The organism is Rhodococcus globerulus NBRC 14531 (assembly GCF_001894805.1).
GTDB classification, from domain to species: domain Bacteria; phylum Actinomycetota; class Actinomycetes; order Mycobacteriales; family Mycobacteriaceae; genus Rhodococcus_F; species Rhodococcus_F globerula.
On sequence record NZ_BCWX01000002.1, the window covers coordinates 821,936 to 841,088 of the forward strand.

Below are 19,153 nucleotides of genomic sequence, written 5' to 3' on the forward strand. Positions count from 1 at the left end.
TCAGCTCTGGGTGTGATCCAATTTCACGGCGCGGCCGGTGATTTCGGATGCGGTGATCTCGACAACGTTGTACTTGGGCGTCGGAATCCAGGACCGCAACCCCAATTCGTCGATCCTGGCGGTTTCGGTGAATGACGTGATCACGCGAGCGGTTCCACGTATTACGACGCTCCATCCCTGTTCTGGGCCAACGTGATCGGCTTCGAACAGAACGCGATCGTTGATGGTCAGTTCGACGAGTTTGGCTCCCTCCGCGGTGCGGAAGTAGATGTGGTTGTCATCGACCACGTAATTGACCGGGAAAATGTCCACGTGTCCGGAAGCTCCGACCACAATCCGGCCCAATGTGGCTTGGCTCAGCAGCTTCCAGCTTTCTTCGGCTGCGAGTACGGCGACTGGTGAGTTCGAGGAGAGATCGTTGGCGGTCATGTCTTATTTTCTCACGCGAGAGGGGACTAATCGGGCGAGTTGGACGAAGATCACTAGTCAGCGGGTCGGTGTTGGCGCCGCGGGTACCGCCGCGGGGTCACCGCCGGGTACGCCGCCCCCGCCGTAGAAGGTGGGAATGATGCCCTTGGCCAGAACCAGCGCCGATCCCTCACCGCTCGGTACCGTCGCCAGGTTGGTGGCGATCACAATGGTGAGGTCGGTGTTCGGGTCGTGGGCCATGAACGACATGAATCCGGGAATCTGGCCGTCGTGGCCGATCAGGGCAGGTCCGAAGCGTGCGATGCCCAAACCGTAGCCGGCGGCCGAGGGATTGCTCGGATCAGTGGGTTGAATGCTGTCGAGGCGAATCTTCTGCATGTCGTCATTCAGCAACCCGCCGCCGACAAGGGCTTTGACGTAGGTAGCCAGATCTCCGACCGTCGAAATTGCGCCGCCCGCCGTCCACGTCCAGGACGGGTTGGCATCGGTCTCGTTGTTCGGCTTCAAGGTGCCGGCCAGCGCTGCGCTCAGTTCTGGTTCGGGTAGTGCGAAGGTGTCGATCGTGGAGACATTGGTACCGAAGGAATAGCCCTGCGGATGGGGGTCGGGGATCGAGGAATCGGTTGCGGCCGGTAACGACGTGTGTGTCAGCCCGAGGGGTTCGTAGATGCGCTCCTGGAATGCCTGTGCCGCAGTCATATCGGTGAGTTCTTCGATGACCAGGCCGAGTAGCACGATGTTGGTATTGCTGTACTCGAACTTCTCGCCCGGAGCAAAATCGACGGGGTGGGAGAACGCGATGGCCAGCAATTCCTCCGGTGTCCACGCCTTCTGCGGGTCGTTGTCGAGCGTCGCGTTGAATTGTGGGTCGAAGGAATAGCTGTACAGCCCGCTGTGCATGTCGGATAGCTGCGCAATGGTGATCGTATCGCCGTTGGGCACCCCGTCGATGTATTTACCGATGGGATCGTCCAGGCTGAGCTTTCCTTCCTGCACCAACTGGAGAATGACCGTCGACGTCATGGTCTTGGTATTGCTTCCGACGCGGAAATAGTCGTCCAGTGACATGGGTTTGTCCTCGCCGATGACCTGTGTGCCGAATGTCGCGGTCCAGTCGCCTTGCGTCGGCGACGAGATCAGCACCACTGCGCCGGGAATGACGTTGTCTTTCATCAGTTTCTCGATGGTCGGCTGCAAGGTTGCCGCGTACGCCGGTGCCGGGGCATTGTTTGACGACGTGACCTGAGTCTGCGACACGTCAGTGGAATCGCTCTCCTCCGACGAGGTGCCGCACCCGGTCAGGGCGACGAGACTCATCGTCAAAGCGACGGCTGCTGTTGTGCTGTGACGGCGCATGGGTTCTCCCGGTCTGCGATCGCGAATTCAGCTGTAACTTGAATCGTAAAGAACGACCGTGTCCGTTTTAGGTGTTTCGCGTGTCTGCGCTGGTTGAATTCGCTGAATTTGTCCACCATCAGGCATTGTGTGACTGTCGGTGAGAATTCGGCGGATGCGGAGAACGGGAGTAGCGATGGCGACGATCGAAGAAATTCTGGAACTGGAACGCCTCGAACGCGACATTTTCCGAGGGATAATTGCGGAGACCACGCTGCCCCGAACATTCGGTGGGCAAGTGGCAGGTCAGGCACTTGTCTCGGCCGTGCGCACCGTTGATCCGGAATTCTTGGTTCATTCCCTGCACGGATATTTTCTCCGACCCGGAAACCCGAAGGAGCCCACTGTCTTTCTGGTCGACCGCGTGCGCGATGGCCGATCTTTTGCCACACGACGGGTGACAGGAATCCAAGACGGGCAGGCGATCTTCACGATGTCGGCGTCGTTCCACGTTCAAGACGAGGGCATCGAGCACCAGGACGAGATGCCGCCTGTGCCCGACCCTGAGACGCTGGGCCTGGCCACCGACTCCGACGACGGCGAGACCGCGTGGCTGGCTCGCGAATGGGCAGACTGGGACCTACGGCTCGTCCCACAAGCTGATATCAGCAAGCGTCCAGGCGCCGCGGCTCAGCAGCAAGTGTGGTTCCGCTCGCGGGAGGCACTACCGGATGACCCGGTCTTCCACGTGTGTGCCCTCGCGTACATGAGCGACATGACCTTGCTGGGATCCTCTCGTATCCCGCACAAGGACACACCAATGCAGGCCGCATCGCTCGATCACGCAATGTGGTTCCTGCGCCCGTTTCGGGCGGACGAGTGGTTGTTGTACGACCAGACCTCGCCGTCGGCCGGGTTCGGTCGCGCGCTGACTCAGGGACGGATTTTCGACCGACGCGGAAACATGGTCGCCGCGGTGGTTCAGGAAGGTTTGACGCGTCACCTTCGTACTCAGTAGACGCGAACGGCAGGTCGAGCGGGGTGGTCGTAACGCACGTCCAGATCGATCCGGTCGGTCACACCATCCTGATGCTCGAGTAGCGGGTCGACGGTCCACAGCTGTGCAGGCGGTGTGTGCCGCCGGATCGCCGCCTCGGACATGTTCAATCGGACGGTGACGTCGAAGTCGAGACCGCGGCCAAGCAGCATCGGTCCGGCGACAATGATCACCGTTCGCTCGTGAACGGTTCGGCGGGATGAGCGTGCCGACCGGTCTGCTGTCTCGTCCCACAGTTGGGGAAGCCACGTACGACGCGCCCGCGCCGCCGTCACGACTTCACGGTCCAGAGCGTCGTAGTCGAACCACATCGTTCGATAGCTCAGCGGATCTTCGTGCCCGAACTCGAGCCGCAACGACGCCGGCCGCACGTAGTCGTGAAGAGAGACAACAGCACTCGGACGTTGCCGCGCCTGCGCGGCAACACCGATCAACTCGGCTAGTTCGACCGGCCGAGCGCAATCAGCACCGTCCAGCGCCACCACCGCAACTGTCGGGTGTGATTCACACAGCGATACAACCTGTTCGGCCAGTGCCTGCGGGGTCGAGGGGATGAAGGCGTTCACACCACCATGGTGCCGTGTGCGGGCGGCGAACCGATAATGTGAACCCGTTGCCCGCCGGCGCTGTCGGCCTCTACTCTGCCGGAGGACACATGATTGGTATCGAGGAGATCCTCGAGCTCGAAACGCTGGAAAAGGATATTTTCAGAGGGGCAGTTCACCCCACTGTCATGCAGCGCACCTTCGGTGGACAGGTAGCCGGCCAGTCTCTGGTATCCGCAGTCAGCACCGTTGACGAGCGCTTCCACGTGCATTCGTTGCACGGATATTTTCTGCGGCCGGGTAATCCCAAGATTCCCACGGTGTATCTCGTGGACCGGATCCGTGACGGGCGCTCGTTCTGTACACGCCGGGTGAACGCCGTCCAGGACGGGAAGACGATCTTCTCGATGTCGGCGTCGTTCCACGTCGAAGACCAGGGCATCGAGCATCAGGACCGGATGCCGAATGTCCCGATGCCGGAGGAACTGCCGGACCCGTTGACCATTCCCGATTTTGCCGGAACACCGCTTCACGAGGAGTGGCGGAACTGGGATCTGCGAATCGTGCCTGCAGACGTTGCGAACTCGGCACCGGATATGCCTGCGCAGCAGCGGGTTTGGATCCGTTACCGCAACACCTTGCCGGATCGCCCACTTCTGCACATCTGCACCTTGGCCTATCTGAGTGACATGACGCTGCTCAACACCTCGAATGTGCCGCACAAGGACGTGAAGACGCAGAATGCCTCACTCGATCATGCGATGTGGTTCCTGCGTCCGTTCCGGGCCGACGAATGGCTGATGTACGACCAGACGTCGCCGTCGGCCGGGTTCGGGCGAGCGCTGACGCAGGGGCGCATTTACGATCGAAGCGGCAATATGGTGGCAGCGGTAGTCCAGGAAGGCTTGTCGCGGATCGAACGCGAGCCCTCGGTTAGTGAAGACCCCTCGGGTAGTGAAGACAAGGTAGGAACACAGGCATGACTCGTCCGTTGATCGGCGTACTCGCACTCCAGGGTGACGTGCGGGAGCACCTTGCTGCCTTGGCGGATTCGGGGGCGGACGCCGTGGGCGTGCGCCGTCCCGAGGAACTCGACAAGGTTGACGGCATCGTGATTCCCGGCGGTGAATCGACAACGATGAGCCGGCTTTTGCAGGTTTTCGAACTGCTCGAACCGCTTCGCGAACGGCTTCGCGGTGGGTTGCCTGCCTACGGTTCGTGCGCCGGCATGATCTTGCTGGCCAGCGAGGTGCTCGACACCCGGCCCGATGCCGAGCACCTCAATGCTATTGATATGACCGTGCGCCGCAACGCTTTCGGACGTCAGGTCGATTCGTTCGAATCGGACCTCGAATTCGAGGGCATTGTCGGAGATCCTGTCCGGGCCGTGTTCATTCGCGCGCCGTGGGTGGAACGGGTAGGCCCGGGCGTCGAGGTTCTTGCCCAGGTGCCGGCGGCAGCAGGCGAAGCTGCCGGCCGGATCGTGGCTGTTCGGCAAGGTTCGGTGATTGCGACGTCGTTCCATCCGGAGGTGACGGGGGACCGTCGTGTGCACGAGCTCTTCGTCGACCTGGTTCGGGGCTAGATTTCGCGAGCGCCAGCCTGTTGGACGAGTGAATTGAGGAGTCGGACACCATCTTCCGGGTGGTCGACGGTGACGGCGAAAACGCGCCCGGTCTCGAGCGTGAGCACGATTGCCTCGCCGGAGCGCAGTGTCACCGCCGTGCCGCGTGGAGTGATGCGATAGCCGTATCCACCCCACTCAATGGGCCGGATGGCGTCGGCGGACGCGGACTTCACTCTCGAGATGGCAATCTTCTTCCACCGGATGCCCCACGAGCTGATGCTCAGTCCGGAATTATCCACGCGGACCGTGACGGACGCGAAAGCTGCTGTCATGACGGTGGCGGCGAGCAGGATGACAGCTACCCACCAGTCGGAATATGCGGCGGTGCCGACCGTGAGTGCTGTCAGACCGGCGGAGAGGACCCACGGCCAGACGCTGTGTGCGCGGCCGATCCACGCTGCGCGTTCGGTGGCAGTGAGCGGTGTGTCCAGCGTCGGGGTGGGGAGCAGCGGTTCGACATTGGCTCCGCCCCGTGAGGTGAGCGCCCAAGCGGCGATTCCCGTCATTGCCGCAGCGATGGGAAGAGCTATCCACCACCCGATACGTGCGTTCTCCGGGGCGCCGGCGTCGAGGGTCAAGGCAACGCTGAGGATCCAGATCGTCGCTGACGTCGCGGCTGCGGTGGCTGTGACGGACAACAGCAGGGGAGCGGAGTCGCCCGCACGAATCGCCGTGACCGCGGCAACGACGGAGGCGATCAACGACACCACCAGTGTGATGGCGAAGAACGTTGTGGTTGTGGCGAATCCGTCCGGCGTCGATCCGGACCAGTGACTGGCGACAGTGTGCGGAAGCTGATCGCCCCACAGTAGGCGTGCCACGATCAACACCGCCGTGGGGATGAAGGTCAACGAGGCTGCGGTCCAGAGCCGGACCTTGCTGGTCGTCATTGTGTGCTGGTCTCCTTGATGAGGTCGAGCATGTGGGCTGTGTCGAGACCCAGATTGCGGGCCTGGCGGACAAACTCTCGTGCTGATTCGTGGAGAGCTGTTGCGCCGGAATCGAACTCGGCGCGGATGACGGCGCCGCGCCCGCGTCGTAGATCGATGAGGCCCTCGTCGCGCAGCGCCGCGTACGCACGCAGAACGGTGTGCAGATTGACGTCAACCGACTCGGCGAGTGCGCGAGCGGACGGAAGTCGATCGCCGGGGCCGACCTCGCCGCGGATGACGGCCCCGCGCACTCCGGCCGCAATCTGATCGGCGAGTGGCGTCGCCGAGGCGTGATCGATGCGAATCAACATGTTTGCATTCTATGCAAACAATCTCGTGTTTGACGAATTAGTGTGCGGGGGATGCAGCATGTGGCGACGTGGGACGGGTAACATCGTCAGAGCTGAAAGAAGCGCATTCGGCGTGCGCAACACAGCAGGAAAGGGGCTTGAATCGCATGAGCGGCCACTCAAAATGGGCCACCACCAAGCACAAGAAGGCTGTGATCGACGCACGTCGTGGCAAATCCTTCGCGAAGCTGATCAAGAACATCGAGGTGGCGGCACGAACCGGCGGTGGCGATCCCACGGGCAACCCCACGTTGTTCGATGCCATTCAGAAGGCTAAGAAGACGTCTGTCCCCAACGACAACATCGAGCGTGCGCGCAAGCGCGGCGCAGGTGAAGAAGCTGGCGGCGCGGACTGGCAGACCATCATGTACGAGGGCTACGGGCCCAACGGTGTTGCTGTGCTGATCGAGTGCCTGACCGACAACCGCAACCGCGCAGCTGGTGAAGTTCGTACCGCGATGACGCGCAACGGCGGCAACCTTGCCGATCCGGGTTCGGTCTCATACCTGTTCGCTCGCAAGGGCGTCGTGACGCTCGAGAAGAACGGGCAGTCCGAGGACGACGTGTTGATGGCAGTTCTCGATGCCGGCGCAGAAGAGGTCACCGATCTCGGCGAGACCTTCGAAATCGTCTGTGAGCCACAGGATCTTGTCGCGGTTCGCAGTGCTCTGCAGGAAGCCGGGATCGACTACGACTCCGCCGAAGCCGATTTCCGTGCATCCGTAGAGGTTCCGCTGGACGTCGACGGCGCCCGCAAGATCTTCAAGCTCGTCGACGCGCTCGAGGATTCCGACGACGTGCAGAACGTCTACACGAATATCGATCTGTCCGACGAGGTGCTTGCAGCACTCGACGCCGACTAGGTCGACGCTGAACTAGTTCGACGCAGCCATACTCAACCCGGCCGTGACGGTAATCGTCGCGGCCGGGTTGCGTGTTGATGTCGGCAGTTCGCCCGTGCACCGCTAAGCTATCGAACAGCTGTTCGGTGTGGAGAGGTGTGACAAAAGTGCGCGTGCTCGGAGTGGACCCTGGCTTGACCCGTTGCGGGTTGGGTGTGGTCGATGGGAGTAACGGCAGAGTTGTGCGTCCCATTGCCGTCGACGTGGTGCGTACGCCTGCTGACATGGACCTCGGACCTCGCCTGCTCCGAATCTCGGATGCGGCGGAACTGTGGATCGAGCAGTACAAACCTGACGTCGTTGCCATCGAGCGGGTATTCGCGCAACACAACGTCAGTACGGCAATGGGGACGGCGCAAGCCGGTGGTGTTGTTGCGGTTGCGGCCACGCGCCGTGGCATTCCCGTGTTCTTTCACACGCCCAGCGAGGTGAAAGCGGCTGTCACCGGGAGCGGAACTGCAGACAAGGCGCAGGTCACCGCGATGGTGACTCGAATCCTCAATCTCAAAACCGCTCCGAAACCCGCCGACGCGGCGGACGCACTCGCGTTGGCGATCTGCCACTGTTGGCGGGCACCCATGATCGAACGAATGGCGCGCGCCGAGGCAATGGCTGCGGAACAGATGCGTAAGTATCAGGCAAAATTGGCCGAGACCACGAAGAAGGCAGGTTCACGATGATCGCGTCGGTTCGCGGCGAGGTACTCGACATAGCTCTCGATCATGCGGTTATCGAGGCTGCGGGTGTCGGTTACCGCGTCAACGCAACGCCGGTGACGCTGGGTGCGTTGCACCGGGGGAGCGAGGCGAGGCTTTTCACCACGATGATCGTGCGTGAGGATTCGATGACGCTCTACGGTTTCTCCGATCTCGAGTCCAAGGATCTGTTCAGCCTTCTCCAGACGGTGTCGGGCGTCGGCCCTCGCCTGGCGATGGCCACGCTTGCGGTACTCGAGCCGGATGCGCTGCGGCGAGCGCTCTCGGAGGGCAATCTCACCGCGTTGACGAGAGTGCCTGGCATCGGAAAACGTGGTGCCGAACGCATGGTTGTGGAACTGCGAGACAAGGTCGACGCAGTACCGACGACCGCCGGGGTGTCGGGGGCAGTCGCAGCAAATGCGATCCGTGATCAGATTGTCGAGGCCTTGGAAGGGCTCGGGTTCCCGCTCAAGCAAGCCGAACAAGCCACGGATTCCGTTCTCGCGGAAACACCCGCCGCAACTACGTCCGTCGCACTTCGATCCGCTCTCTCCCTGCTCGGTAAAACTCGATGAATTTCGACCCGATCGACGACTTCGACGACGAATCCCAGGTCAGCGCTGAATTGGTGGCGGGGGACGGTGAGGTCGAGGCAAGTCTCCGGCCCAAGAGCCTGGACGATTTCATCGGTCAACCGCGCGTGCGCGAGCAATTGCAACTGGTACTCACCGGGGCAAAGATGCGCGGTGGAACACCCGACCACATTCTGATGTCCGGACCGCCCGGACTCGGCAAGACGTCGATGGCGATGATCATCGCGGGTGAGCTGGGTTCTTCACTGCGGTTGACGTCAGGTCCGGCTCTCGAGCGGGCCGGTGATCTTGCGGCGATGTTGAGCAATCTGGTGGAGGGTGACGTTCTCTTCATCGACGAGATTCATCGGATCGCCCGTCCCGCCGAGGAAATGCTGTACCTCGCGATGGAGGACTTCCGAGTCGACGTCGTGGTCGGCAAGGGTCCAGGTGCTACGTCGATTCCGCTGGAAGTTGCGCCGTTCACCCTCGTAGGGGCGACCACCCGATCCGGCGCCCTTACCGGTCCGCTGCGAGATCGGTTCGGGTTCACCGCGCACATGGATTTCTACGAACCCGATGAGCTGCAACAGATTCTGATGCGATCGGCGGGCATCCTCGGCGTGAATCTCGAAGTTGATGCCAGTGCCGAAATTGCTCGACGCTCGCGAGGGACGCCGCGTATCGCCAACCGGTTGCTGCGGCGAGTGCGAGATTTTGCCGAAGTGAGGGCAGATGGGATCGTGACGATGGAGGTCGCCCGCGCCGCTCTCGCCGTTTACGACGTCGACCAACTCGGACTGGATCGTCTCGACAGATCTGTGTTGAGTGCGCTCGTGCGTTCATTCGGCGGCGGCCCGGTGGGAGTGTCCACCTTGGCGGTTGCGGTCGGTGAGGAACCGTCGACTGTCGAAGAGGTGTGCGAGCCGTTCCTGGTTCGCGCCGGGATGATCGCCAGGACCCCGCGCGGTCGTGTTGCCACTGCTGCAGCCTGGAAACAGCTCGGCATGACGCCGCCACCGGACGCCGCTGCGGGTGGTATCGAGGTTCGCGCAAGGGAGCCACAAGCGTCGTTGTTCGACCCGGACGCAGAGTGATTTCGCGTTGTCGGAGCCTCCCGTTAGTGGCGAACTGTCGGGTTTCCTAAGGAACTAGTGGCACACTGGTGTCTTGCGTAGGTCCATCCGGGGCCCGCGTGGCGAAAAACATGCTACAAAACCGAGGTTGATCAACACATGTCGAGTTTGCTTTTCCCCCTCCTGATCCTCGCACTGCTGGTGCCGATGTTCCTGGGCATGCGCAAGCAGAAGAAGGCCATGGCCGCGACTTCCGAGATGCAGGATTCGTTGCAGGTGGGCGACCGTGTGCAGACCACGGCCGGCCTGTACGCGACCATCACGTCGTTGGACGACGACACCGTGGAACTGGAGATTGCGCCCGGCGTCGTCACCACCTGGTCGCGTCTGGTTATCCGCGAGCGTGTCAGTGATGTCGTCGAGGATTACAGTGACGACGAAGACGTGTCTTCCGAGTTCGAAGAATCGGCGACTGACACCGAAATCCGACTCACCAAGGATTCCTGAACGCAGTCACGTCGTGACCCTGCTCTAGAGTTACTGTGTAGTTAACGCATCGCCGCACGTTCGAACGGCGCAACTCGAGCGGTCGTGGACCGCTCACGTCCGGCACCTAATGAGGAGACTTAAAGATCGTGGCACCTTCCACCGGAACGGTGCATCCAGCCCGCTACCTGGCCCTGTTCGGGGTCCTGGTCGTGGCGCTGTATGCGCTGGTGTTCTTTACTGGCGATAAATCGGCCACACCGAAGCTCGGTATCGACTTGCAGGGTGGAACGCGTGTCACGCTGACCGCGCGCACGCCGGACGGCAGCGCGCCCAGTCAGGACAGTCTGAAGCAGGCTCAGGAAATCATCGAGACCCGTGTCAACGGGCTCGGCGTATCCGGGTCCGAGGTTGTCATCGACGGTGACAATCTGGTCATCACGGTGCCAGGCGACGACAGCGCGCAGGCGCGGTCGTTGGGTCAGACGGCTCGTTTGTACATCCGTCCGGTTACCGGATCGATCGATGTAGCTACCCGCGACGCCAATCGAACGGCTGTTACTCCCGGCGCCGAAACACCGGCGGCGGAAACACCGGCAGCAGAGGCGCCCGCAACGGAGGCACCGGCCACACAGGCTCCGCAGAACCGCCCGTTCCCAGCGCAAGAACCGGCAACCAGCGAACCCGCTCCCACATCGGAAGCAGCGCCAACTACAGAGCCGGCGGCACCGGCCGCTCCGAGTGACTCCGCCGACGCCAGTGACGCCGCCGCAGCCGAGATCGCCGCTGCGCGAGCGCTGCGTCAGAGCACCGATCCCACGGTTCAAGAGCAGGCCGTCGCCAATCTCGATTGCTCCGTGGCCGATCCGCTGCGTGGTAACGACGATCCGACGCTTCCGCTCGTCGCGTGCTCTCAGGACGGCGCGTACATCTACCTTCTGGGCCCGTCGATCATCGACGGCCAGGAAATCGCGGACGCGTCGTCGGTGTTCAATTCACAGCAGTCACGTCATGAGATCAGCCTGTCGTTCAAGACCACAGGTAGTAACACCTGGGCACAGTTCACCTCGGCAAACATCGGCAAGCAGGCAGCCTTCGTCCTCGACTCGAAGGTTGTCAGTGCGCCCACGATTCAGGGCGCAACGCCCGCCGGTAGCGCCACCTCGATCACCGGTAGCTTTACCGCGGAAAGCGCCAAGGAACTGGCGAACACCCTGAAGTACGGTTCGCTGCCGCTGTCGTTCGCAGCCTCGGAAGCCGAGACTGTATCGGCGACACTCGGACTGGCATCGTTGGAAGCAGCGTTGATCGCTGGTGCGGTGGGCCTCGTTCTCGTACTCGTGTACTGCCTCGTCTATTACCGAATGCTTGGCGTGCTGACGGCGCTGTCCCTCGTCCTCTCGGGTGTCATGGTGTACGCCATCATGGTGCTGCTGGGCAGGTACATCGGGTTCACCCTCGACCTCGCCGGCATGGCAGGTCTGATCATCGGTATCGGTATGACTGCCGACTCGTTTGTCGTGTTCTTCGAACGCATCAAGGACGAGATGCGTGAGGGCCGCAGTTTCCGTTCCGCAGTACCCCGTGGTTGGGCCCGTGCCCGCCGCACCATCCTCTCGGGTAACGCGGTGAGCTTCATCGCAGCCGCCGTTCTGTACGCACTGGCGGTGGGCCAGGTGCGCGGATTTGCGTTCACCCTCGGCTTGACCACCATCCTCGACGTCGTCGTGGTCTTCCTCGTGACGTGGCCTCTGGTTCATCTGGCTTCCCGTTCGGCGTTCTGGTCCAAGCCCAGCGTCAACGGATTGGGAGCAGTCCAAGAGGTAGCCCGCGAACGTAAGGTTGCCGCCGCTGCGTCGGCTAAGGAGACACGAGCATGAGTGAGTCCAACAACAACTCTGCCGGAGATTCCTCGGCGGACCGGGAAGCACGTTCCGTGACAGCCGATTCCGGGGTCGACCAGGCGTCGATGCCGAAACACAGTCTGCTGTCGCGTCTGTACACCGGGACCGGCGCATTCGAGGTAGTCGGCAAGCGTCGGTTCTACTACGGCCTGACCGGCGCACTCGTGGCAATCGCACTGCTGGCAATGCTGATCCGCGGTTTCACGTTCGGTATCGACTTCGAGGGTGGATCGCGCATCCAGTTCCCGGCCGGAGACGGAGTCGAGACGTCGCAGGTCGAAACCGTCTACTCCGAAGCTCTCGGTTTCGAACCGGAGAGTGTTCAGACGGTGGGTTCGGGTTCGAGTGCCACAGTGCAGATTCGGTCGGAAACGCTCGATGCGCAGCAGATCGTGACGCTCCAGAATGCACTCTTCGACGAATTCCAGCCCGAGGACAGAAACGGTAATCCGTCCCGCGATGCCATCAGCTTTGCCGATGTGAGCGAGACGTGGGGTGGTCAGATCACCAAGAAGGCTCTGCTCGCGCTGATCGTCTTCCTGGTCATCGTAAGTATCTATATCGCGGTTCGGTTCGAACGAGACATGGCGATAGCCGCGATCATCGCGTTGTTCTTCGACATCATCGTGACCGCGGGTATCTACGCGCTCGTCGGATTCGAAGTCACACCTGCGACGGTGATCGGTCTGCTCACCATTCTCGGTTTCTCGCTGTACGACACCGTCGTCGTGTTCGACAAGGTGGAGGAGAACACGAGAGGCATCCTGCATCTGACGCGTCGCACGTACGGTGAACAGGCGAACCTCGCCGTCAACCAGACGCTCATGCGCTCGATCAACACAACGGTCATCAGTGTGTTGCCCGTGATTGCCCTGATGGTGGTCGCGGTGTGGATGCTCGGCGTCGGAACGCTCAAGGACCTGGCCCTCGTCCAGTTGGTCGGCATCGTCGTTGGCGCCTACTCGTCGATCTTCTTCGCGACCCCGCTCCTCGTGTCGATGAAGGAACGATGGGGACCTGTGGCCGTTCACACCCGCAAGGTTCTCGCTCGCCGGGCTACGCTTGCCGAAAAGGGTCTCGGTGCCAAGACCGCAGAGTCTGTCGGTGCCGGAGCATCGGTAACGCAACGTGCCGCAGTTGCTCCCGCGCCTGGCGCTCGGCCGACCGGAAAGCGGAAAAAGAAGGCTCACTGATCATGCTCCAAGCGAGGCGAGCAGTAGTTCGCTCACTGTCGTTTGTTGCTGCCACCGCGGTGGTCACAGGTTCGTTGGCGGCCTGCTCGGAGGACGACACCGAGCAGGCTCCGTCCATCGGATACGCAATCGACAACACGATCACCACGTACAACGGCAACACGACGGCCGGGGCCGTCTCGGGAACGATGGCGGCGCTCAGCCGGGTGCTACCCGGCTTCACCTTCACCGGGCCGGTCGGCGCTCCGGTATCGGACACAGACATCGGTACCGCGGCGCAGTTGCCGGGTGAGGCGCTGACGGTGTCGTACACGCTCAATCCCTCGTCCGTGTACTCCGATGGTGTTCCGCTGACCTGCGACGACCTGGTTCTCACGTGGGCCGCATCGAGTGGCCGATTCACGAAAACCGTCGACGGCGCGGACGTGCCGATGTTCGATGTAGCCAACACGTTGGGGTACTCCGATATCGACCGGGTGCAGTGCCAGCCCGGTGCAAAAGACGCGACCGTCGTGTTCAAACCCGGCCGCGCGTTCACCGAGTGGCGTTCCCTGTTCGGGGCGACGGCACTGATGCCGTCGCACATCGCGATGCAACACGCCGGCGTGCCAGACCTGGTGTCGGCCGTGAATTCGGATGACACCGAGGCACTGACGAAGATCGCCGATTTCTGGAACACCGGGTGGAACATGACGCCCGGTCAGTTGGATACGTCGGTATTGCCGTCCTCGGGCCCGTACCGAGTCGAGGACTACACCGAAGACGGTGGGCTGGTGCTGGTCGCCAACGAGCGGTGGTGGGGCAATGCACCGGCCACTGACCGCATCGTGGTCTGGCCCCGTGGAGTGGACCTCACCAAGGATGCTGTCGACCAATCGATCGAAGTGATCGACGTCGGTTCCGGTTCGGCCGGGGACCTCAGCGCGCTCTCCGGTTTCACCAGCGAGCAAATCCCGTCGAGGTCCATCGAGCAATTCATCTTGTCGACGTCGGGGGTTCTGGGCGACGAAGCAGCCCGGCGGGCATTCGGGCATTGTGTGCCTCGGTCGACGCTGTTCGATCAGTACGGAAGCACGCCAGACGCGCCGGCGGTCGGCGTCGGATCCGGAACGGTGGATTCGCGTCTCGTAGTCCCCGATTCGTTGGTGTACAGCGATGCCGCGGCGACCGACGGTAATCGATACAGCGCAGCGGACGTCGCAGCCACCAAGGTCTCGTTGTCCGAGGCCGGATTGGATGCGTTGACCGTGCGTGTCGGGTACCTGGCTCCGGATCCGGTGCGGTCCCAGATCGTGGCCGACGTGAAGGCGGCGTGCGAACCTGCCGGAGTCACGATCGAGGACGTCAGCTCCCCGGATTTCACACCGGACGCACTGCGCACGGGTGGCGTCGACGCGGTGCTGGCCGGCACCGCCGGTCAAGCGGGTGCAGCGGGCATGGCGGACATGATCGACGCGCGCGGCGCACTGCGGTCGGGTAACTCCTCGAATTTCGGTGGATACGGAAATGCGCGGGTCGATCAGATCATCGACCAGTTGGACACCGATCCTGCAATAGCTGCGCAATTGGGACTGTCGGTGGAGGCGGAGAACATCCTCTGGACGCAGGTGCCTACTATTCCTCTGTTCAATCAGGTGCGAACTGTTGCCGTCGCTCAAGGAATGAGTGCCGTGGTTGCCAATCCGACTCGATCGGCCAGCGGCTGGAACATGGACAGATGGGTATTGCGTAGATGACGATTTCGAATGAAATCAGTGTGGGTGGGACAAGGATGACGTCAGACGAATTGAAGGCAGTGCATCTGGCCGCGTCGGATGCCGTAGTCCGGTTGACACGGTGGGCCGACAATTTCCCAGGTCCGGGTGTGCGTTTTGCAGACCTGACGCCGGTGTTCGCGGACGCCGAAGGTTTCAGTGCTGTTCTCGACGGTTTGATTGCATGTGCACCCGATGTGGACACGATTGCGGCCGTCGACGCGCGTGGTTTCCTGCTCGGAGCCGGTGCTGCCGCTCGAATGGGCGCCGGTGTGGTTGCGGTGCGCAAGGTGGGCAAACTGCCGCCACCGGTTCTCTCACGTTCGTACAGCCTCGAATACGGGTCGTCGACGCTCGAGATTCCGGCAAACGGGTTCGATCTCACCGGACGGAATGTTCTGGTCATCGACGACGTTCTGGCTACCGGAGGGACATTGGAAGCAGCCGTGCAGTTGGTGGAACTGGCCGGCGCCACCGTCGTCGCGGTGGCCGTGGTGCTCGAGATCGAGGAACTCAGGGGCCGTGATCGGTTCGTAAAGTACCCGCTGACGTCCCTGGTCAAGGTCTGAGTACTAAAGTTGGCTCCTGGGGGTCTGGTAGACCTCCAGGGCAATTTCCCGTTGCAGGGCGGTTGCCTAACCAACTCGGTGGTAGGAGGTGGCGACATGACGTCGAATCTTGATCGATCACAGAACTCGGGTGCAGTGTCGCAGGAATCGGGTACCAACCCGGCTCCGGATACGACACCATCGAAGTCCGGTGCTCCGGACGACAGTTCCGCTTCGTCGCAAACAGCAGGCAATCGGATCGGTCAGAGTGCAGCCGTACCGGCGTCGGCGTCTCGCCGCGTTCGAGCTCGCCTTGCTCGGCGCATCACGGGGCAGCGTAATGCCACCATCCGCCCGGTTCTCGAGCCGCTGGTCAGTTTGCATCGTGAGCTGTACCCGAAGGCCGATCTGGCGCTTCTCCAGCGCGCGTACGACGTCGCGGAGGAACGACACTCCAGTCAGCGTCGTAAGTCCGGCGATCCCTACATCACGCACCCGCTGGCTGTCGCGAGCATCCTTGCCGAGTTGGGGATGGACACCACCACGCTGGTGGCCGCATTGCTTCACGACACCGTTGAGGACACCGGTTACTCGCTCGAAGAATTGACGCGCGATTTCGGCGACGAAGTTGCGCACTTGGTCGACGGCGTCACCAAACTCGACAAGGTTGTCCTGGGCACCGCCGCCGAGGGCGAGACCATCCGCAAGATGATCATCGCGATGGCGCGTGATCCTCGGGTGCTGGTCATCAAGGTTGCCGACCGCCTGCACAACATGCGGACCATGCGCTTCCTGCCGCCGGAGAAGCAGGCACGCAAGGCTCGCGAAACTCTCGAAGTTATTGCACCCCTTGCTCATCGGCTTGGAATGGCGACAGTCAAGTGGGAACTCGAAGACTTGTCGTTCGCGATCCTGCACCCCAAGAAGTACGACGAGATCGTGCGTCTGGTTGCCGATCGCGCGCCGTCGCGGGACACCTACCTGGCGAAGGTGCGGGCCGAGATCAACTCCACGCTGTCCGCGTCGCGGATCAATGCGGTGGTTGAAGGACGGCCAAAGCACTACTGGTCGATCTATCAGAAGATGATCGTCAAGGGCCGCGACTTCGACGACATCCATGACCTGGTCGGCGTCCGCATTCTGTGTGACGAGGTCCGTGACTGTTACGCGGCAGTCGGTGTTGTGCATTCACTGTGGCAGCCGATGGCGGGGCGGTTCAAGGACTACATCGCGCAACCGCGGTACGGCGTGTATCAGTCGCTGCACACCACGGTCGTGGGTCCGGAGGGCAAGCCCCTCGAGGTCCAGATCCGTACGCAGGACATGCACCGGACGGCCGAGTTCGGTATCGCCGCGCACTGGCGGTACAAGGAGACCAAGGGCAAGCACGCCGGCGACATCGCCGAGGTCGACGACATGGCGTGGATGCGCCAGCTACTCGACTGGCAGCGTGAAGCGGCCGACCCGGGGGAGTTCCTCGAGTCGCTGCGCTACGACCTTGCCGTCAAGGAGATCTTCGTCTTCACCCCCAAGGGTGACGTGGTGACCTTGCCTGCAGGTTCGACGCCGGTCGACTTTGCCTATGCCGTGCACACCGAGGTGGGCCACCGCTGTATCGGTGCCCGCGTCAACGGACGTCTGGTCGCCCTCGAGCGCAAGCTCGACAACGGCGAGGTGGTGGAAGTCTTCACGTCGAAGGCGGCCACCGCAGGCCCCAGCCGTGACTGGCAGTCGTTTGTCGTCTCCCCGCGGGCCAAGGCAAAGATTCGTCAGTGGTTCGCGAAGGAACGACGCGAGGAAGCTCTCGAATCCGGTAAGGATCAAATCGCCAAGGAAGTACGACGCGTCGGACTTCCGTTGCAGCGCTTGATGAATGCCGAGTCGATGAGCACGATCGCGAACGAGCTTCGGTACCCGGACGTCTCGGCGTTGTACACCGCGGTGGGTGAGAGCCAGGTCAGTGCGCACCACGTCGTACAGCGTCTGGTGGCTCATCTCGGCGGCGTCGGCGCAGTCGAGGAGGAACTGGCCGAACGGTCGACACCGTCGAACATGCCGGTGCGTACTCGCAGTACCGGCGACTCCGGCATCCTGGTTCCCGGTGCTCCGGGCACGGTGGCAAAGCTTGCCAAGTGCTGCACACCGGTGCCTGGCGATTCCATTCTGGGCTTCGTCACGCGCGGCGGCGCGGTCAGTGTTCACCGCACGGATTGCACCAACGCCAATTCGCTGCACGACCAGTCCGAACGGATCATCGACGTCGAGTGGGCACCGTCCGCGTCGTCGGTGTTCCTGGTCGCGATCCAGATCGAGGCGCTCGATCGTCACCGCTTGCTTTCCGATGTGACCAAGGCGTTGGCAGACGAGAAGGTCAACATCTTGTCTGCGTCGGTCAACACGTCCGGTGATCGAGTTGCCATCAGCAAGTTCACCTTCGAGATGGGTGACCCGAAGCATCTGGGCCACGTTCTCAACGTGGTCCGCAATGTGGAAGGCGTGTACGACGTGTATCGAGTGACGTCGGCGTCGTAGTTCTCTCACACCGACTGGCGCCGAGCAGATTCCCTGCTCGGCGCCAGTCGCTTACGTGCGCCTGGAAGGTCTTGCCGCTGCAGCGATTCCGGCGTGCCAGCCGGGAGCCCGCCCGCCGCGCGGTGGCTCGATTCCGGAAAGATCGACGCCGCATCGGGTCAAGACCCAGGCCACAACGGAATTCGAGTTCCACATGTCACCTACGCCGACGGCATCCCGTCCCCAGGCGAAGGTGGGAACCGTTCGAATCTCGTCGAGGATCTGCTCGGCAACTGCCGAATCCGCCGATAGACGCAGCGGACTCTCGACAGCTTCCTCGATATCGTCGACCGTTCCGTTCCGCCAACAGTGCACTTCGTACCGGAAGTACTTCGATCTACCGGCCCAGTGCGCGCCGACCGGACCTTCCGCGACAACACCGCGATCGGGTTCCTTGTGCTGCCACACCGGAGTCATCTCGATCGAATAGACGTTGGGCGGCACTGTGATTCGCAGCGCGCAATGGTAAAGCGGCACCGGTGTTCGATGAGTGAACCAGGCGCTCAACCGTTCGTAGACAATGCCGTTGAAGCGCACCACATGTCCGCCAGCGCCGAGCGGAAGCCAGTACAGATCTACGGCGGTCACGTGTGTCCTTCGACCTTCACCGATCCGGGTGGGCGGCGAGGGTCGAGCAGATGCTGTCGGCCCAAGCGGCGATGTCGTCCGGCGATCGGAAATCGCCCTCGGTCGCTTTTGCCGCTCTGGTCGCAATGCGCTCGGTGAACGAGAGCACCGACGGATCGAGTTTGCCGCCGAACATGTGGTGCTCAACGGCCCAGGGGGTGTTGATCCACTTGAGATTGTCGGCATTGTCACCAGGGGTGATTGGGCCGCTGGAGAACAACCACACCGGACGCTTCTGCAGGGCATCGAGATCGCGATCCATCAGACGGGTCGCATCCTTGAGCCATTTCCCGAGGTAGATCGCGCTGCCGAGAACGACGGCGTCATAGCCTTCGACCGTGTCGACGTCGTGGGCTTTCTTGACATCGACCTGAGGCTCGATATTCCGTGCCCGCAACCCCGAAGTAATCGCGCGGCCTAACTGCTCACCGATTTCGGCAGTCGATCCGTGCTTGCTCGCTGTTGCGATCAGAATCCTCATGCAGTGATGATCCCGCTTTGTCGGTCATACAAAACGGAAAAGGGCGATACGAGAGGAATCTCTCGT

At 62.1% G+C, this 19,153-nt stretch carries 20 protein-coding genes; 13 read left to right on the forward strand and 7 right to left on the reverse strand.

Going from position 1 to position 19,153, the window contains the following annotated elements:
* On the reverse strand, window positions 1-429 hold the full coding sequence (locus tag RG2_RS12395) for a pyridoxamine 5'-phosphate oxidase family protein (RefSeq protein ID WP_033234680.1): 429 nt from the start codon (window positions 427-429) through the stop codon (window positions 1-3).
* 57 nt (window positions 430-486) lie between these two features.
* Window positions 487-1,785, reverse strand: a complete 1,299-nt coding sequence (locus tag RG2_RS12400; protein WP_080711746.1) for a serine hydrolase domain-containing protein — start codon at window positions 1,783-1,785, stop codon at window positions 487-489.
* Between the two features lie 175 nt (window positions 1,786-1,960).
* Here RG2_RS12400 and RG2_RS12405 point away from each other — a divergent pair, with 175 nt between their 5' ends.
* A complete protein-coding gene (locus RG2_RS12405) occupies window positions 1,961-2,782 on the forward strand; it encodes an acyl-CoA thioesterase (protein WP_033234679.1) in 822 nt (273 codons plus the stop codon).
* On the opposite strand, the gene RG2_RS12410 is transcribed toward RG2_RS12405, so the two are convergent.
* Window positions 2,776-3,387, reverse strand: coding sequence for a hypothetical protein (locus RG2_RS12410; RefSeq protein WP_033234678.1), 612 nt, complete (start codon window positions 3,385-3,387; stop codon window positions 2,776-2,778). The genes RG2_RS12405 and RG2_RS12410 overlap by 7 nt on opposite strands.
* Before the next feature lie 89 nt (window positions 3,388-3,476).
* On the opposite strand from RG2_RS12410, the gene RG2_RS12415 reads away from it, so the two are divergent.
* Together RG2_RS12415 and pdxT are read left to right on the forward strand one after the other, a co-directional pair.
* Window positions 3,477-4,349 carry an acyl-CoA thioesterase gene (locus RG2_RS12415; RefSeq protein ID WP_033234959.1) on the forward strand — a complete coding sequence of 291 codons (873 nt, stop codon included), beginning with the start codon at window positions 3,477-3,479 and terminating at the stop codon, window positions 4,347-4,349.
* Complete coding sequence (gene pdxT, locus RG2_RS12420) at window positions 4,346-4,951, forward strand: pyridoxal 5'-phosphate synthase glutaminase subunit PdxT (protein WP_033234677.1); 606 nt, start codon at window positions 4,346-4,348, stop codon at window positions 4,949-4,951. Before RG2_RS12415 ends, pdxT begins: the two co-directional genes overlap by 4 nt.
* On the opposite strand, the gene RG2_RS12425 is transcribed toward pdxT, so the two are convergent.
* Together RG2_RS12425 and RG2_RS12430 are read right to left on the reverse strand one after the other, a co-directional pair.
* Window positions 4,948-5,883 carry a hypothetical protein gene (locus RG2_RS12425; protein WP_033234676.1) on the reverse strand — a complete coding sequence of 312 codons (936 nt, stop codon included), beginning with the start codon at window positions 5,881-5,883 and terminating at the stop codon, window positions 4,948-4,950. The genes pdxT and RG2_RS12425 overlap by 4 nt on opposite strands.
* Entirely contained in the window at window positions 5,880-6,236 is a 357-nt protein-coding gene (locus tag RG2_RS12430; RefSeq protein WP_033234675.1) for a GntR family transcriptional regulator, read from the reverse strand. The genes RG2_RS12425 and RG2_RS12430 overlap by 4 nt, the downstream gene beginning before the upstream one ends.
* 146 nt (window positions 6,237-6,382) lie before the next feature.
* On the opposite strand from RG2_RS12430, the gene RG2_RS12435 reads away from it, so the two are divergent.
* The 10 genes from RG2_RS12435 to RG2_RS12480 all read left to right on the forward strand — a co-directional run bounded on the left by RG2_RS12435 (window position 6,383) and on the right by RG2_RS12480 (window position 17,940).
* Complete coding sequence (locus RG2_RS12435; RefSeq protein ID WP_033234674.1) at window positions 6,383-7,138, forward strand: YebC/PmpR family DNA-binding transcriptional regulator; 756 nt, start codon at window positions 6,383-6,385, stop codon at window positions 7,136-7,138.
* Window positions 7,139-7,284: 146 nt separating this feature from the next.
* The gene (gene ruvC / locus RG2_RS12440; protein WP_033234673.1) at window positions 7,285-7,857 is read left to right on the forward strand and encodes a crossover junction endodeoxyribonuclease RuvC; all 573 of its coding nucleotides are present in this window, start codon (window positions 7,285-7,287) and stop codon (window positions 7,855-7,857) included.
* On the forward strand, window positions 7,854-8,450 hold the full coding sequence (ruvA, locus tag RG2_RS12445) for a Holliday junction branch migration protein RuvA (RefSeq protein WP_033234672.1): 597 nt from the start codon (window positions 7,854-7,856) through the stop codon (window positions 8,448-8,450). The genes ruvC and ruvA overlap by 4 nt, the downstream gene beginning before the upstream one ends.
* Entirely contained in the window at window positions 8,447-9,544 is a 1,098-nt protein-coding gene (ruvB, locus tag RG2_RS12450) for a Holliday junction branch migration DNA helicase RuvB (protein WP_033234671.1), read from the forward strand. The genes ruvA and ruvB overlap by 4 nt, the downstream gene beginning before the upstream one ends.
* A 138-nt stretch (window positions 9,545-9,682) precedes the next feature.
* Window positions 9,683-10,030, forward strand: a complete 348-nt coding sequence (gene yajC / locus RG2_RS12455; RefSeq protein ID WP_033234670.1) for a preprotein translocase subunit YajC — start codon at window positions 9,683-9,685, stop codon at window positions 10,028-10,030.
* Window positions 10,031-10,158: 128 nt separating this feature from the next.
* On the forward strand, window positions 10,159-11,889 hold the full coding sequence (gene secD, locus RG2_RS12460; protein WP_033234669.1) for a protein translocase subunit SecD: 1,731 nt from the start codon (window positions 10,159-10,161) through the stop codon (window positions 11,887-11,889).
* Window positions 11,886-13,106, forward strand: coding sequence for a protein translocase subunit SecF (gene secF / locus RG2_RS12465; RefSeq protein ID WP_033234668.1), 1,221 nt, complete (start codon window positions 11,886-11,888; stop codon window positions 13,104-13,106). Before secD ends, secF begins: the two co-directional genes overlap by 4 nt.
* Before the next feature lie 2 nt (window positions 13,107-13,108).
* Entirely contained in the window at window positions 13,109-14,842 is a 1,734-nt protein-coding gene (locus RG2_RS12470) for an ABC transporter substrate-binding protein (RefSeq protein ID WP_033234667.1), read from the forward strand.
* Window positions 14,843-14,877: 35 nt separating this feature from the next.
* A complete protein-coding gene (locus RG2_RS12475; RefSeq protein ID WP_045067526.1) occupies window positions 14,878-15,429 on the forward strand; it encodes an adenine phosphoribosyltransferase in 552 nt (183 codons plus the stop codon).
* Window positions 15,430-15,525: 96 nt separating this feature from the next.
* A complete protein-coding gene (locus RG2_RS12480) occupies window positions 15,526-17,940 on the forward strand; it encodes a RelA/SpoT family protein (RefSeq protein ID WP_033234665.1) in 2,415 nt (804 codons plus the stop codon).
* Between the two features lie 51 nt (window positions 17,941-17,991).
* Here RG2_RS12480 and RG2_RS12485 read toward each other — a convergent pair whose 3' ends face one another.
* Window positions 17,992-18,567, reverse strand: coding sequence for a hypothetical protein (locus RG2_RS12485; protein WP_033234664.1), 576 nt, complete (start codon window positions 18,565-18,567; stop codon window positions 17,992-17,994).
* Between the two features lie 16 nt (window positions 18,568-18,583).
* Window positions 18,584-19,087, reverse strand: a complete 504-nt coding sequence (locus RG2_RS12490) for a flavodoxin domain-containing protein (RefSeq protein ID WP_051730530.1) — start codon at window positions 19,085-19,087, stop codon at window positions 18,584-18,586.
* Window positions 19,088-19,153 lie beyond the last annotated feature (66 nt).

What these genes read in the sequence shown, in the direction of transcription:
- RG2_RS12425 (WP_033234676.1), bottom strand. Translation starts at nt 5,883, where the DNA reads ATGACGACCAGCAAGGTCCGGCTCTGGACCGCAGCCTCGTTGACCTTC.
- RG2_RS12470 (WP_033234667.1), top strand. Translation starts at nt 13,109, where the DNA reads ATGCTCCAAGCGAGGCGAGCAGTAGTTCGCTCACTGTCGTTTGTTGCT.
- RG2_RS12475 (WP_045067526.1), top strand. Translation starts at nt 14,878, where the DNA reads ATGACGTCAGACGAATTGAAGGCAGTGCATCTGGCCGCGTCGGATGCC.
- RG2_RS12415 (WP_033234959.1), top strand. Translation starts at nt 3,477, where the DNA reads ATGATTGGTATCGAGGAGATCCTCGAGCTCGAAACGCTGGAAAAGGAT.
- RG2_RS12400 (WP_080711746.1), bottom strand. Translation starts at nt 1,785, where the DNA reads ATGCGCCGTCACAGCACAACAGCAGCCGTCGCTTTGACGATGAGTCTC.
- RG2_RS12490 (WP_051730530.1), bottom strand. Translation starts at nt 19,087, where the DNA reads ATGAGGATTCTGATCGCAACAGCGAGCAAGCACGGATCGACTGCCGAA.
- RG2_RS12405 (WP_033234679.1), top strand. Translation starts at nt 1,961, where the DNA reads ATGGCGACGATCGAAGAAATTCTGGAACTGGAACGCCTCGAACGCGAC.
- yajC (WP_033234670.1), top strand. Translation starts at nt 9,683, where the DNA reads ATGTCGAGTTTGCTTTTCCCCCTCCTGATCCTCGCACTGCTGGTGCCG.
- ruvB (WP_033234671.1), top strand. Translation starts at nt 8,447, where the DNA reads ATGAATTTCGACCCGATCGACGACTTCGACGACGAATCCCAGGTCAGC.
- secF (WP_033234668.1), top strand. Translation starts at nt 11,886, where the DNA reads ATGAGTGAGTCCAACAACAACTCTGCCGGAGATTCCTCGGCGGACCGG.
- RG2_RS12395 (WP_033234680.1), bottom strand. Translation starts at nt 429, where the DNA reads ATGACCGCCAACGATCTCTCCTCGAACTCACCAGTCGCCGTACTCGCA.
- RG2_RS12435 (WP_033234674.1), top strand. Translation starts at nt 6,383, where the DNA reads ATGAGCGGCCACTCAAAATGGGCCACCACCAAGCACAAGAAGGCTGTG.
- RG2_RS12430 (WP_033234675.1), bottom strand. Translation starts at nt 6,236, where the DNA reads ATGTTGATTCGCATCGATCACGCCTCGGCGACGCCACTCGCCGATCAG.
- ruvA (WP_033234672.1), top strand. Translation starts at nt 7,854, where the DNA reads ATGATCGCGTCGGTTCGCGGCGAGGTACTCGACATAGCTCTCGATCAT.
- pdxT (WP_033234677.1), top strand. Translation starts at nt 4,346, where the DNA reads ATGACTCGTCCGTTGATCGGCGTACTCGCACTCCAGGGTGACGTGCGG.
- RG2_RS12480 (WP_033234665.1), top strand. Translation starts at nt 15,526, where the DNA reads ATGACGTCGAATCTTGATCGATCACAGAACTCGGGTGCAGTGTCGCAG.